The organism is Pseudovibrio sp. Ad13 (assembly GCF_001623225.1).
Lineage (GTDB): Bacteria > Pseudomonadota > Alphaproteobacteria > Rhizobiales > Stappiaceae > Pseudovibrio.
The window spans coordinates 499,172-512,455 of the sequence record NZ_LMCC01000013.1 but is presented as its reverse complement, the minus strand read 5'-3'; the positions used below and the strand labels follow the sequence as shown (position 1 = coordinate 512,455).

Annotated in this window: 15 protein-coding genes; 10 read left to right on the top strand and 5 right to left on the bottom strand. The window is 47.4% G+C overall.

Annotation, left to right across the window (positions count from 1 at the left end; all coding sequences use genetic code 11):
* Positions 1-212 precede the first annotated feature (212 nt).
* Positions 213-947 (bottom strand): LysR family transcriptional regulator, encoded by a 735-nt coding sequence (locus PsAD13_RS16085; RefSeq protein ID WP_208986671.1) that lies wholly within the window; start codon positions 945-947, stop codon positions 213-215.
* Between the two features lie 104 nt (positions 948-1,051).
* On the opposite strand from PsAD13_RS16085, the gene PsAD13_RS16080 reads away from it, so the two are divergent.
* The 7 genes from PsAD13_RS16080 (at position 1,052) to PsAD13_RS16055 (ending at position 4,351) form a co-directional block, all read left to right on the top strand.
* Positions 1,052-1,885, top strand: a complete 834-nt coding sequence (locus PsAD13_RS16080) for a haloalkane dehalogenase (protein WP_063318812.1) — start codon at positions 1,052-1,054, stop codon at positions 1,883-1,885.
* Positions 1,886-1,946: 61 nt separating this feature from the next.
* Positions 1,947-2,276: a hypothetical protein gene (locus PsAD13_RS16075; RefSeq protein WP_153040906.1), complete on the top strand. Its 330-nt coding sequence runs from the start codon at positions 1,947-1,949 to the stop codon at positions 2,274-2,276.
* Positions 2,277-2,318: 42 nt separating this feature from the next.
* Positions 2,319-2,672: a hypothetical protein gene (locus PsAD13_RS16070; protein ID WP_153040905.1), complete on the top strand. Its 354-nt coding sequence runs from the start codon at positions 2,319-2,321 to the stop codon at positions 2,670-2,672.
* 26 nt (positions 2,673-2,698) lie between these two features.
* A complete protein-coding gene (locus PsAD13_RS16065) occupies positions 2,699-3,163 on the top strand; it encodes an SDR family oxidoreductase (RefSeq protein WP_063318809.1) in 465 nt (154 codons plus the stop codon).
* The gene (locus PsAD13_RS27630) at positions 3,124-3,336 is read left to right on the top strand and encodes a hypothetical protein (protein WP_153040904.1); all 213 of its coding nucleotides are present in this window, start codon (positions 3,124-3,126) and stop codon (positions 3,334-3,336) included. The genes PsAD13_RS16065 and PsAD13_RS27630 overlap by 40 nt, the downstream gene beginning before the upstream one ends.
* On the top strand, positions 3,333-3,812 hold the full coding sequence (locus PsAD13_RS16060) for an alpha/beta fold hydrolase (RefSeq protein ID WP_063318808.1): 480 nt from the start codon (positions 3,333-3,335) through the stop codon (positions 3,810-3,812). The genes PsAD13_RS27630 and PsAD13_RS16060 overlap by 4 nt, the downstream gene beginning before the upstream one ends.
* On the top strand, positions 3,809-4,351 hold the full coding sequence (locus tag PsAD13_RS16055) for a hypothetical protein (RefSeq protein ID WP_063318807.1): 543 nt from the start codon (positions 3,809-3,811) through the stop codon (positions 4,349-4,351). Before PsAD13_RS16060 ends, PsAD13_RS16055 begins: the two co-directional genes overlap by 4 nt.
* Positions 4,352-4,958: 607 nt before the next feature.
* Here the strand turns inward: PsAD13_RS16055 and PsAD13_RS16050 are convergent.
* The gene (locus PsAD13_RS16050; protein WP_153040903.1) at positions 4,959-7,724 is read right to left on the bottom strand and encodes an autotransporter domain-containing protein; all 2,766 of its coding nucleotides are present in this window, start codon (positions 7,722-7,724) and stop codon (positions 4,959-4,961) included.
* 140 nt (positions 7,725-7,864) lie between these two features.
* Positions 7,865-8,344, bottom strand: coding sequence for a hypothetical protein (locus tag PsAD13_RS16045; protein WP_063318805.1), 480 nt, complete (start codon positions 8,342-8,344; stop codon positions 7,865-7,867).
* 593 nt (positions 8,345-8,937) lie between these two features.
* Between PsAD13_RS16045 and PsAD13_RS27625 the strand changes: the two genes are divergently transcribed.
* The 3 genes from PsAD13_RS27625 (at position 8,938) to PsAD13_RS27945 (ending at position 11,089) form a co-directional block, all read left to right on the top strand.
* The gene (locus PsAD13_RS27625; RefSeq protein WP_153040902.1) at positions 8,938-9,294 is read left to right on the top strand and encodes a hypothetical protein; all 357 of its coding nucleotides are present in this window, start codon (positions 8,938-8,940) and stop codon (positions 9,292-9,294) included.
* A 146-nt stretch (positions 9,295-9,440) separates the two neighbouring features.
* Complete coding sequence (locus tag PsAD13_RS27950; RefSeq protein WP_063318804.1) at positions 9,441-10,217, top strand: GMC family oxidoreductase; 777 nt, start codon at positions 9,441-9,443, stop codon at positions 10,215-10,217.
* 14 nt (positions 10,218-10,231) lie between these two features.
* Complete coding sequence (locus PsAD13_RS27945; RefSeq protein ID WP_206599775.1) at positions 10,232-11,089, top strand: GMC oxidoreductase; 858 nt, start codon at positions 10,232-10,234, stop codon at positions 11,087-11,089.
* 336 nt (positions 11,090-11,425) lie between these two features.
* Here the strand turns inward: PsAD13_RS27945 and PsAD13_RS16030 are convergent, their stop codons facing one another.
* Together PsAD13_RS16030 and PsAD13_RS16025 are read right to left on the bottom strand one after the other, a co-directional pair.
* Positions 11,426-12,724 (bottom strand): hypothetical protein, encoded by a 1,299-nt coding sequence (locus PsAD13_RS16030; RefSeq protein WP_063318802.1) that lies wholly within the window; start codon positions 12,722-12,724, stop codon positions 11,426-11,428.
* Between the two features lies 1 nt (position 12,725).
* Positions 12,726-13,283: a hypothetical protein gene (locus tag PsAD13_RS16025; RefSeq protein WP_063292492.1), complete on the bottom strand. Its 558-nt coding sequence runs from the start codon at positions 13,281-13,283 to the stop codon at positions 12,726-12,728.
* Between the last annotated feature and the right edge of the window lies 1 nt (position 13,284).

Here is a 13,284-nt window from a genome sequence, read left to right as displayed (position 1 = left end):
AGAGGCCACAAGGCAGCTTTGTTGAACACACGAAGAGTTGTTATCTGCTATGGGCCAAATACTTCAAAATGCTTCTTGATGTCTGAGTTAGACATTGGGCTTTGTGTCTTGAAAGTATGTCTAAATCATCCGGCCAACTGGCCCTAAGGTTTGGTTGGCTCGTTTTGTTAGGCACAAAGGGAGAGACAGTTCTCCGAGCGTTGGCAAGACAATCAGGTCACCTCGTGCAATCTCCTTCTCGACCATGTGATCCGGCAGGCGGCCCCATCCCAAGCCGGAGGTGTTTTTGTGCTCATATCCGTCACATACCACTTAAGGGTCTCATCCAATATGCTGGTGTTTGGGGTTTTCTCGTCGCTGGATTTAATAATCACCTGCGGGTAACGGGAGAGATCAGATTTTGTCAGTTTTTCAGGATCAGAGCCAACCAACGTACCTGCGATAACCAGTGGGAACGACATGGTCCCGATTGGACGGTAGTCGATGAAAGGGCTACGGGATGGTGCTGCAAAAATGGCAATGTCGACCTTCTCCGCCATAAGCTGCCGTTTTCCAGAAGCTGTCTCTACTTCTAAATGGATTGTAGTCGAGGGGAAGGATTGCTTTAGATCCTTCAAAAGGTCAGTTATTCGAGCGACCGGAAAGTTACTGCTAACACTAAGGCGCAGCTCGGTTTCGCTTTCACCTTTCAGGTCTCTTACGAACTCTTCAAACTGCTGAGCATGGGCCAATAATGGACGAATTTGAGTGAGTAGTGCGCGCCCATCTGGTGTTAGTTCTGGGCGATACTTGGATCGATCAAAAATCTGTACTTGATAAAACTCTTCTGCCTGTTTGACGGAGTAAGACACCGCTGAACGAGCCTTGTTTAGCCGCTCACTGGCAAGTTGAAAGCTTCCTGTGTCAGCAATAGCTGCAACAACAAGAAGATGATCTAGATTGGTCATGGTCAAATTATCTGACCATTATGAGTGAAAAGCTATTCTTTTTTTGATGGAGAGGACGAGTTATCCAGTTTCCAGAGGCGAAGCGTTTCTGGAGAGGATCAGATATGTGCGACGAAAGTAATTCAGCAGACTTTCACTTTACGTCCCGAAGGGTCGACGTACTGGGAAACTCCATCCATTACATTGAAGAAGGAGCTGGAGATCCGGTGCTTTTCATTCACGGGAACCCAACCTCCTCTTACATCTGGCGCAATATAATCCCGCATGTCAGCCCATACGCCCGCGCCATCGCAGTCGACCTCATCGGGTTTGGCAAGTCTGCAAAACCTGACATCGCCTATGGCTTTGACGACAGCTACGCGCATATTGAAGGTTTCATAGAAGCGCTAGGGTTAACCAACGTCACGTTGGTTGTTCAAGATTGGGGGTCAGGTCTGGGCTTTCATTACGCCAACCTTCATCGAGAACGCATAAAGGGCATTGTGTTTATGGAGGCTATGCATCGCGAAATCGACTTTGATGCCATGGCAAAAGGCGAAAAAGCACTCATGCGCATGATCCGCTCTCGGTTTACCAGCTGGTTGCTTTTTGGAGTCATGAACAGTTTCGTCAAACGCATGCTTCCAGATTGGGTAAAGCGGGATTTGAGTAAAAAAAAGATGGCAGCATATCTGGCTCCATTTCCTACCGTTAAGAGCCGGAAACCCATCTATGTCTTCCCACGTGATGTCCCTGTTCAAGGCAAGCCGGTACACATTTCCAATGCAGTGGCAAACTATTCCAAATGGTTGACTGAAACGCCGATCCCCAAGCTGTTTTTCCATGCAGATCCGGGAGTTCTGATCCGCAAGACTGATGTGGCGTGGATTGAGCAGAATTTCCCAAACCTAACCAGTGTGGATCTGGGAAAGGGCCTGCACTTCTTGCAGGAAGATTAACCTCATGAGATCGGCAAGGCACTGGCAGATTGGTATCAAGCACTTAACGAAGGAGAGTACTATGCCCTATGAGTTTCCAGAGGTGCAGCCACACGGGAAAATTCGTGAGGTGTTTCCGGATGTGTTCCACGTAACGGGTAGTGTTGAAATGGTACCGGGCATGCGCATCAGTCGCGCAATGACAATCTTGCGAGATGGTCAAACTCTCACCCTTGTCAGTCCTATTCGTCTAAATGACGAAGAAACCCAAGTCCTTGATGGTCTTGGGCGGGTAGAGAACATCGTCAAGCTTGGTGGTTATCATTTAGGAGTGCAGAACGGTCTGGACGAGCCTTACTATGTGGATAGGTACGGTGCAAAATTTTGGGCACTGGAGGGTATGGAGCATTAAGGTGGGCTTACGCCTGACCGGTTCTTACGGGTTGGCGGGGAGATGCCAGCTCATTCGCACAGTTTGTTCGTCTACGACAGTTCTAGGTTGCCTGAGGTCATGTTTTTTCTGGACCGTGAAGGTGGCAATCTGATTACCGCAGATAGCTTACAGAACTGGACTCAACCAGACGAGTTTTTCACTGAAATGGCCGTCGATTGGATGGCACAGTCCGGTTTTTTCAAACCTGCGAATATCGGGCCTGAATGGCGCCGGTTCTGCCAGCCGGATGCACAGGATTTCGTCATGGTTGCAGAGCTGGAGTTCCAACATTTGCTGCCGTCCCATGGAACACCACTTTTATACACCGCAAAGCAGAGCCTGATGACTGGTTTTGCTGAATTACTTGGGCGTTAAGCCTCTGTATTACCAGGAGTAATACCATGAAAATTCTTATAATTGGAGCGTCCGGTATGATCGGGCGAGCAGTTTCTGACGCCTTGAAGAACCAGCATGAGGTGATCACTGCCTCGCGGACTACTGGAGATATCAAGGTAGACATGTCCAATCCAGCATCCCTTCGGGAGTTGTTTCCTCAGGTAGAGACGTTGGATGCGATTATCTGTGCTGCAGGTAACGGTACGATGGCACCAGTGGCTACCATGAGCGATGACGACTTTAATCGTACCTTGGACAGTCAACTGAAGGGGCAGATGAATGTGTTGCGGTTGGGTCGCACGGTAGTAAAGGCGGGAGGGTCTATAACGCTGACATCTGGCGTGGAATCTCAAAAGACTATTCCTACTACCAGCGTGATTTCTGCGGTCTGTGCGGGTATCGAGGCATTCGTGCGGGTATCGAGGCATTCGTGCGGGTTGCTGCTTCTGAAGAAAGTAGCCTTCGCTTAAATGTGGTTTCTTCCATCTTTGTCAAGGAAAGCATGGAGCTGTTCGGCATGCCAACAGATGGTGGCCTGTCAGCTAAAAATACCGCTAAAGCATACCTGGCTGCGCTAGCCGGCGATATGCATGGCCAGACCCTGGCGATACCGGTTTATGCCGAGATGGAGAGTTTCCTATGAGCAATTTTCAGCACCCCAAATACGGCGAAGTCCTGCGTACACCAGATAGCTCTTTCGAGAACTTATCCGATTATCCATTTCAGCCCAACTACATGGACGTGAGTGGCTTGCGAATGCATTACATTGACGAGGGGCGCGGTAACGGGGAAACCATCTTCTTGTTACATGGCCAGCCATCGTGGAGCTACCTTTATCGCCATATGATCCCGCAGCTGGTAGCTGCTGGGTACCGTGTTATCGCACCTGACTTGATTGGATTTGGCAAGTCAGACAAGCCAGCTGTCGCCAGTTCGTATTCCTATCAGGCACAGGTAGACTGGATGAGTGAGTTTGTTGAGAAACTTGGGCTTAATGGTGCCCATGCTTTTATGCAGGATTGGGGCGGCATGATTGGGCTGCGAGCAATGGCACAAAAGCCATCCTGGATATCTCGTTTGATAGTTGCCAACACCGCACTGGCTGACTGGCTGATGTGAAAGGCCCAGCAGCTTTCTTCCTACCAAAGATCTTAAAGACCCTGAAGTTTCTCGCTGGTAAGGCTTCGCTGGAAGCTCTTGCCCGTAAGCCATCCTATGGGAATTGGGCTTCCTACTTCCATTGGGCAGAAGCCATTGAGATTGGCGAGATAATGCAAATTTTGACAACACGCCATCTAAGAGAAGAAGAAAAGGCTGCATATGATGCACCATTTCCCGAAAATCGTTATCACGTAGCAACACGCGTCATGCCCCAGATTGTGGCAACTCAGCTACTAGAGGCACGTCACGCATGGGATGAATTGCGCAAGAGCACTACTCCTGTGTTGACGCTATTTAGCGATAAAGATCCGTTCTTGGCTGGGCAGGAAATTGATAAGCAGTTACAAAGCCTTCCGGGTGCTCAAGGACAGCCTCATCAGACCATAGAACATGCCTCCCACTTCTTGCAAGAGGACGAGGGAGACGAGTTGGTCACAAGAGTATTGGCTTGGTCATTACCAAACCAACTAACTAAGCAGTCAGAACCGTCTGTTTAGGCAGCTTACGAAACCTTTAACCAACATGATTTCTGAAGGCTTACACCTTAAGAGAAGAAGTGCCCAGATTAACCAGACCGAGTTTTCAACCAGTCGAATGAGAAGCTGCTCGGACCAATCGGTTATCGAAAATGAAATAGCTCGGAAAGTAAACAATGGCTACTTCTTCTCCGTTCAAAAAATGTGGGTGACCGAGAATTTGAAGAGTAATTAAGTCACTCTGATATCCCCTTGATTGAAACAACTGAATATCAGCCCGAACTCAGCTAAAAGGTCCAGCGAAGATCTTCGAAATATCCGCAATGGAAGAGGCCTCAACCCTCGATAGAACCGCTGAAGGACCGCTGTTGGCCCTGTTTGCATAGATATGCGAGCGTATGTAGCGGTGTGACCATAGCTGCCATTCGCTTAATGTCGGAGCAGACTTTACGTAGCTGATGTCGACTTAGGGTTGGCTTTAATCTGCTTGGCGCTGAGGGCCATATACGGGCATTCGGGTGTTTCAATTTTTGGCTGTACTGCTCTACTAAAATACCACCCGAAGGGCTGCCTTATTTGGCTAAGGCAGGTTTGGTTAAATCGCTCTCAATATCTGATTGACATCACACTAGAACTTCCAATCCAAGCGCGCATTCACGCCATGATTGTGAGTAGAAGCAGCATATTGGCCAGCATAGTGAAGTCCGAGTTGCGTATCCTGCCCAAAGCCTATGGAAACACCTGCTTCTAACAACGCTTGATCTTGTGCCAAGGGGGAGCCAATAACGGCGAAGCTATCACTACCCTGGACAAAGGATTGTTCAAGTTTGACGCCGTCTGTTGAAGCGTGCTGCCAAGCGACAAGGCCATAAGTTGAAATTGAAGTTTCATTCAGACTGAAACTTGTCTGTCCGCGTAACCCCAGTGTCGCAAAATAAATTGTACTGCTCTGACTTTCGGCTTTCAGAGCCGCAACCTGTCCACTCTCAGTGAAGCCATCAGAGAAAACATTGACAACGGCTGTACCCATGAATGGTTGTAGCTTGGTGGCTTCAAACTCGATACCATAACCAACCTCAGCGAAACCTTGAAAGGCATTTATATTCTGTCTGGATGACAGCTTATCGCTTAGTTGGCCGTTGTTAACATTAAGCTTACGGGTTACAGCTGCTTGATTCCAAGTATTGATAAGACCTGCACTCACGCTTAGCTTGTCCCAAGCGTAGTCCCCATAACCACCGAGGGTGTAACTGTCCACCTCTGCAGATGTGTTAAGATCACCCACTTTAGTGAAGGAACTTCCAAATCCAGCTAAGGCGCCAATCTGCAAATCCGAGGAAACATAACTATCAACACCGATGAGCAGTCCGCCTCCAACTGTAGTCGCTCCCGAGACTTCAACAGTTCCGTCTTGATTGCCCCAATGGCCATAGCCTTGCGACCAGAAGCTGTAGCCTGCGTGCGTGGCATTTTGAGTGCCTCCTGTGGCGAGGGCAGATTTGGAAGCTTGCGTACGTGCAGAGATTGCCTGACGAAATATAAGCGTGTCCTCTAACAATGCATTGCGGATACTTGCACTACCTTCGCCAGAAAATTGTTCAAACAACTCACGAGCGGTTGCCTCATCTGAAACGTTCATAACCACAGACCTGAAAAGGTCGGTGTCTTTCCTGATGCTTGCGAGCGCTTTCGCAGTAGCTCGTTGGTTTTTCGTGATCGCTTGCTCTTCGAAATCGATGTCATTACGGACCAGAGATAATTCGATATCGTTGCCATCTCCGCTCGTATAATCGAGGGCCGTGTCCATGAAGAGTAGATCATCCATTACCGCCATAAACTCGTGATTGGCAGCATGCACATCACCTGCAAGATCTACAACTATCATCGGTTCAATGGGGTCAAACGACCAGCCAGATGCTACTTGTGGAGAAAACAGAAGGCTGAGGGTTGTCTGACTGAAGTCAGCAGTCCCATTAACCTTCAGCTGGTCTGCGGTTACATCAAAACTATCTGCTACCGGGGTTGAAGCAACTTCAATCTCCAATGTACCCTTGCCCGAATAGTTCTGCTCAACTGTCAGATTGCCTATGGAGTTACCAGGACCAACTATCCCGCCGTTGTTAATGACACTGCCAGCAATTATGCCATGACCACCAAGGAAGCCGCCTGATCCAAGTTCAATATCAGAACCGATAGAGGCGCTCTTTTTATCACTACTTGTACCGACAATGAGCGTGCTGTCGATAACAGCTGCTCCACTTTGAATATTAAACTGGCCACTATCAAATGCGAGCAGACCTCCCTCAAGCCTTAACGTACCCACTATGCCTGAGTTATCTCCGGACAGATAGGTGTTCCCAGCGTACTGCTCAATATGTATATCATTTCCATTTAGATTAGCGCTAAATTCATACTGCTGATCTCCTATGATATTATGATTAAATATCAGGGCGCTGCTGCTGCTTTCGAAAAAAATATCTTGGATGTTTATGTAACCCGGCGCAACGGCGGCCTCACCGGCAGCCGCACCTACGATAAGCTTACCGCTTGTTGAAATGCCATGACCATTAGTAGAACCAAGTGAGATAAAGGGTGCGTTCACACTCGCTCCGTTAGAGACTGACAAGAGACCATTATACACACTCATAGAAGTTGGGTGCTGTGAGGGGTCATAATCTGGGAAACGCACGCCGACGTTCAGAGCCGATCCTTCTCCATCTACGCTGACGCCCCCAATGCTTTTTGTCACTACATTGGTAATTTCATGATGGTAGGCACGTTCCCCAATAAAGACAAAATTGCCTACATCCACCTGCCCCCCCGCAGTAATGTTGAGGTTGCCTTTACCCGCCTCATAAGTGGGAGTATTACTGGCTACATCTAAACTGTAGTAAGATATTAATCGGCTCGCTTTGTTTGTTTCATTATTTTTACCAGAAACATTTATGGTACCCTCGCTCTTTGGCCCGTATGCGACATTGGTGGTCCTGGACACAACAGTCCCGCCTTCTGTTACGTTCAACTCACCTTTGCTCGGACTGTTTACTGCCAAAGGCATCCCGACAATAGTAGACAGATTATACCAGTCTCCAGTGACGTTAGTTGTTGCAGTGTCATGGGAAGATGAGGTGACTGTACCTATCTCACCAAAAATGGCACCTTCGATATTCAGAACACCGCCGAACACATTTATGGAGTGTACATTTTCAGGATTATGATTTGTAATGTCAAAAGTGCTGGGATCAAAATTGCTGCCTGATAACGTTGAGACACCAGAAGCTGCTAGTATCGTACCCTGACCACTAAAGCCGGCCTGGAGTTCATAGTCTTCATTAACGTGGTTCAGAACAAGCGTACTAGATGGTGCTTCGAAAACTATTTTATCAGTGTCCAATCTACCCGCAGCAACTGGCTGTGATAGAAGCACATCACCAGTTACAGGATCTTCGATGAACCCTCCACCGATAATAAGATCAGCACTTTGATTTTTATGGTATTTATTATTGTAACTTCCAAGATAAATCTCTTTAGCTCTTACAGTACCTCCATCAGAAACTTGGAGAACTCCGCTGCCTCCGTACTCGCCAATGGAGATGAAATCCTCAGTTCCCAGATCGAACCATCTCCAGAAACTCTGACAGAACCTAGTCCTCCAGAAACGTCACCAATGTAGTTCATTAAACTAGTAACCCTACCACCATCTTCGATCAATAACGAACCATTCCCCTCACGGCCGATGAAGAGAACTCCGGTATCCTCCCAGGTTGCTCCATCCCCCGAAACAGTGATTGCACCCTCTGAACCTCGAAAATGTCCGAGAACACTACTGGTAGTCTTGAGATGACCTCCATCTTGAACGGTGACATAACCATTACTTACTGATCCGACCACCAAGCCGTCAGTCCCCAGATCCCAAGGGCTTGGTCGTGTTGGGGTGAGACCTCCTACAATCTCATGAACGCCATGATCGATAATCATTGCACCACCAGCAAATGCAGAAGGGATGATTAGCATTGTGCCAGTTAATGCCGTTCCCATGCAAAGTGACTTTGTCAGATCGCTCAAATTCATTTTAATATCCAGAATCTCTAAAACGCAGCATTTTTAATATGGATGCCGCAAACAGATGTAACGCTCTGTCTAAACGAGTACTCAAAGAGTATTCTGAAATGAAGTGGGTGATAAAAACGAAGAAAAGATGATTAAAATCAAGCTTCAAACATGAGAGCAAGTCATCAGATCGTTGTGCTGCAGGATTGACACGTATGAGAAAAAACGAGCTGCAGACAACTGCCAATGGGTGGAGTTATTTTCTGCATATTATCAACATATATTTTTAAAAACGATCAAATTCTTGTAGCCACGCCTCTTTAAATATTGACATTCAACCGTTCTAAATTCTGGTAAGTGAGCTTTTTTCCGAAATGTCTACCAGTATTTTTAATTGCAAAATTTTCTATTATAACCAGAACGAGTGGCCGTATGTTCATATACTAAGCATACAAGCGCATTTTACCTCAATTGAGGCAATAGTGCTTTGCCAGCTCCGTACTTGTTTGTGCTCGTATTCAATTGAACCCAAATAACCGGATTCGAACGAGGTAATCGTGTCAGAGAGCGATAAAACGTCAACACATTACTTTTCACTTCGCCGCAGGGATGCTCTTAAACTTGTTACAAGCTTTTTAGCTTGTTGTGCGTTGCCAGGGGCAGCCCTTTCGCAACACCAAATAAATGCACATGACCGTTCAACACTTGCATCTTTCTTAAATGCCATTATTCCAGCTGACGAATTTGGCCCCTCAGCAACAGACCTTGATCTACATTACGAATTTCTAATAATCGCAGAAAGTAACTCTAAGTTTCGTGAAATAATGGTAAGTACTTGTAAGTGGCTAGGTGATCTCAAGCCAATGCCCTTTCTGAGTTTGCGTTCTGCACAGCAGCAACAGCTATTACATTAGTTAGCCCAAAGTGACCAACTACTCCCGCATGTGATTTTTTATGGTGTTGCACGAAACCTTGCGTATTACTTTTATTATGCAAATCCGCAGACCCGTGTTCACCTATCCATGAATGAAGCACCGCAACCGAGAGGCTATCCGCCGCCATGGACTTAAAGCAATCTTATGATGCAATCGTCATTGGTGCCGGTGGCGGGGCTGCTGCTTGGCGACTTGCACACCACGGCAAAACAGTGCTTCTGCTGGATGCTGGCCCTAGATTTAATCCGACTGCTGACTACAAACTTATGCAACCCGATTGGGAGCGCCATAACTTTCCAAACAAAACAGGGAGTCGTGGGCAGGTATCCTTTGGGGATCTTGGACGCGTATCAGAGCAAAACAAACATCTTTTCAGTTGGAACACGGTAAAAGGCCGCCTCTCTGCCGGGAACACTCGCCGGCCACTTGGCTCCGGTTATGAACATGTACAGGGTATTGGAGGGAGTACACTACATTTTGTCGGTGAGGCACATAGATTGAACGCTCGTTCTTTTAATTTGGCTCGTGACTTTGGAGTTGGTGCTGATTGGCCTCTCACTTATGATGAGTTGGAGCCTTATTACGTCATTGCGGAAAAGGTACTTGGCGTAGCAGGTTCAGAAAACCAGAAGGAGTGTTGGAGGTCTTCAGCCTTCCCGTTACCTGCCCATCCTTTTAGCCCAGCTGCAACAAGGCTAGTGGAGGCAGGAGCTAAACTTGGCATGCGCTGGCAGGCCAATAGTCGAGCGGCTCTTTCAACCCCTTATGAGAACCGGCCACAATGTAACTATTGCGGAAGTTGTAGCAGAGGATGTCCTCTCGGTGACAAAGGGTCTTCTGATGTCACATTCATTCGGCAAGCAGAGCAAAGCAAAGCAATTGTGTTACCATTAAGCCAATGAGCTGCGTCATTCACATGGAGGCAGATGATACAGGACACATCAAAACAATACGTTTTGCAAACAACGGCAAATATGAAGTAATTGAAGCAGGCTTAGTGGTGCTTGCTGCAGGTGCAGTCCAAACACCTCGTTTGTTGCTTCATTCGCAGCTTGCTAACTCTTCTGGTCAGGTTGGCAAAAACTTTATGGAACTCATTGCCTGGTCTGCTGCAGGGTTTGCAGTCGACATCGCAAACACGCATATGGGCTTGCCTGCTGATGCTATCTGCTGGGACTTTAATGCTCCTGATGCAATTCGTGATGTTATAGGTGGTTGCCGTTTTACCTCTTCTGTACAGGATCTGGGTTTAACTGGGCCGATAGCCTATATGCAGCATCTTATCTCAGGGCATAGCCACGAGGCTAAAGCACAACTGCACAAGTACTTCGGAAAAGCCGTTGCAGTTTCTGCAATTGGTGAGAGTCTGCCCAATAGCGAAACTTTCATAGACCTTCATCCAAGTGAGACTGATCAAAATGGCATTCCAATACCACGCATCCATGCTAAGTTAGGAGAGAATGAAATAAAGCGGTTAAATTTCATGGCAAGTACGTGTCGTAGGCTGATCGCAAAGGCGGGTGTCAAACAACTGCGGTTGGAGCAAGGGACTTATGACTTCTTTTCTTCGACACATGTCTTTGGCACTTGTCGCATGGGGAGTGATCCGCTCAATTCTGTGGTGGATCAAAGTGGGCGTAGCCACGACCACCCCAACATGCTGATTACAGACGCTAGCATTTTTCCAAGTTCCGGTGGAGGTGAAGCCCCTTCACTTACCATTCAGGCGTTGGCAATTCGGTCTGTCGACCAGTATTATCATAATCACGAGTAACGTTGTGCGCAAAGAGCAACTTGGCATTGTGAGAGCTGGCCTATGTTTTTCAGCCAGTTGAGTTAAGTGGATTTTACTCCTGAAACTGGCGTTATGCTGTGAACAGGAGAACACTATGATAATCAGATCGAGGCTTATTTTTCCCGCAATCTCAGCAAATTTGGAGAAAAAAGCATTTTGCAGCATCTAATGAACTCAAAAAGAACTGTAAACTAAATCGCACACGATCGTGACTTTGCTAACACTAGTTATTTTTTTCACGTTTGTTCACGATCAAATTTATCCAAACATTACTGCGAACAGAATTAACAAGACAAAGTTGAACTGGCTAAAACATCAACGGCACCGCGTCTGTAAACTATAAGCCTTCTCGCCGGGCACTCTTGCTGCAAACATCGTTTCTGAGTTGCACCACACATTGCTCATGGCCCCAGACCCGACCAACCTCCAGATTGTTTCACTCTTTTGGCTTTTTAAAGAAACTTCCACACTGTCAGAAAAGAACGCATCATGAATCTTATGTTGTGGCAATGAGGCTCGAAGAAAGAAAACGCCTCTATTTGTAACAAGAGTTCCGACTGGCTGTTGACCTAGAAAGTCTGTTGCTTGTTTGAGAGGTGAGTTGGTTCCAGATTTGAATAGGAATTGCGGCCAGATGCCAAGCTGCAAAGTGATTACAAAAACCAAAGCAGGTTTTGCCCACCAGTCAGCAAAACACACCAACCAAATAACTAGCAAAATTGCAGGTAGGAGCACGTGGCGGAGGTTTTCGGGGTTTTGGGCAAGTAGTGTCCAGAGTACGGCAGCTGCTGCTGCTATCAGCAAGGCTGTGAGTTTGGGGCGGGTTATGAAAGCAAGGGCAGCTATGAGGAGAAGAGAGAGCAAGCTTGCAAGAGCAATGGGTTCTTTTTCAAAGGCATCCAACCAGCCTTCACGTTCGAAGGTTTGCTCAAACGACGTGTTACCCCAGACGGTGAAATGACCTTCGGTGAACCGCAGCGCTTCAATCAGGTAAGCCTCGCCTTCTAGCAGGAACACCCCTCCGAAGAATAAGAGCAGCGTGCTGGCACTTGCGATAAAAAGTTTTGTGCGAGCCTCTTTTTTCAAATACCACTCAGTGATTAAGGCCAGAGCAACTGGAACAATGAAAGATGGCCGGCAGGCTAGGGCAAACCCTGCAAAGCACCCTGCCCTGATGTGTTTGCCTCTACCCATAAAAGCCAAGGCTGCAAGAAAGAATGCAATACCTGTTGCATCACTCATCATACTTAATGCGACAAGCGGAAGGAAAGGCTGCGTTAAAACTGCGAAGAAGGCCAGCAGCACACCTCTATGAGATGCTCCCCAGGCTTGGGTAGTCCATGCTGCAAAAGGAGGTAAAGACAGTGCAGAAAATAGGCTCAGGTAGAAGACTGCTTGCTTCGCACTCAAGCCGATCAAAACAAGCAGTTTGCTCAGCACTATAAATCCCGGATACCCCGGAAAATGTGGCCTGAACTCAAGTACACTGAAGCGAACTGTGCCATTAACAAAGAAATAGGCGTCATCACTTGGGATGCTTGGTGTGTGGCGGAGCAACCAAATGGACAAAGTCACGTAGCAAAAGAGAGCTGCGCCCCAGCCAAGTCGCAACATACTAGTTTGCCAACGCCTTTAAGACGTCCTCAACAGCAGCATTGTAAGCGGCAGGATCTGCCTCTCGTTTACCAACTCCAAACACGCCAGGATTCCCAATGGCTTCAAGTGCTTGGCGAAGGCTTTCATCTACAGCTTGACGTCGCTTGCCTGGTAACTCCCCCGCCATGGCATCGAAGAAGCGTTTTGATTTGACAACAAGAACTTTAGCGGTCTGATAGTCTTTCAAGTTTTCGGAACCTGCTTGCAAACGACGGGTAATCTCCGCAACAAAAACGCGATTGATAGCAACTGCGATTGTCGCTGTATCTTGAGAGGCTAAGGCGTTTTCAAATGCTTCAGACAGCCCACTGTCATAATCAGTCGTCAAATAGGCAAGTTTCTCTGAGATCTCGTTGGCAGCTAACTTCGCTGCTTCAAAGTCCCCGGCGTTCACAGCTTTATAGATGGCTTCCCGCGCATCAATCAGAGGCTCCTTGCCAGCAGCAGCATAAGAGTAAGCATGCGCCTGACCAGTAATAAGCAAAGACATAAGCAATGCATAAAATATTCTCACCACG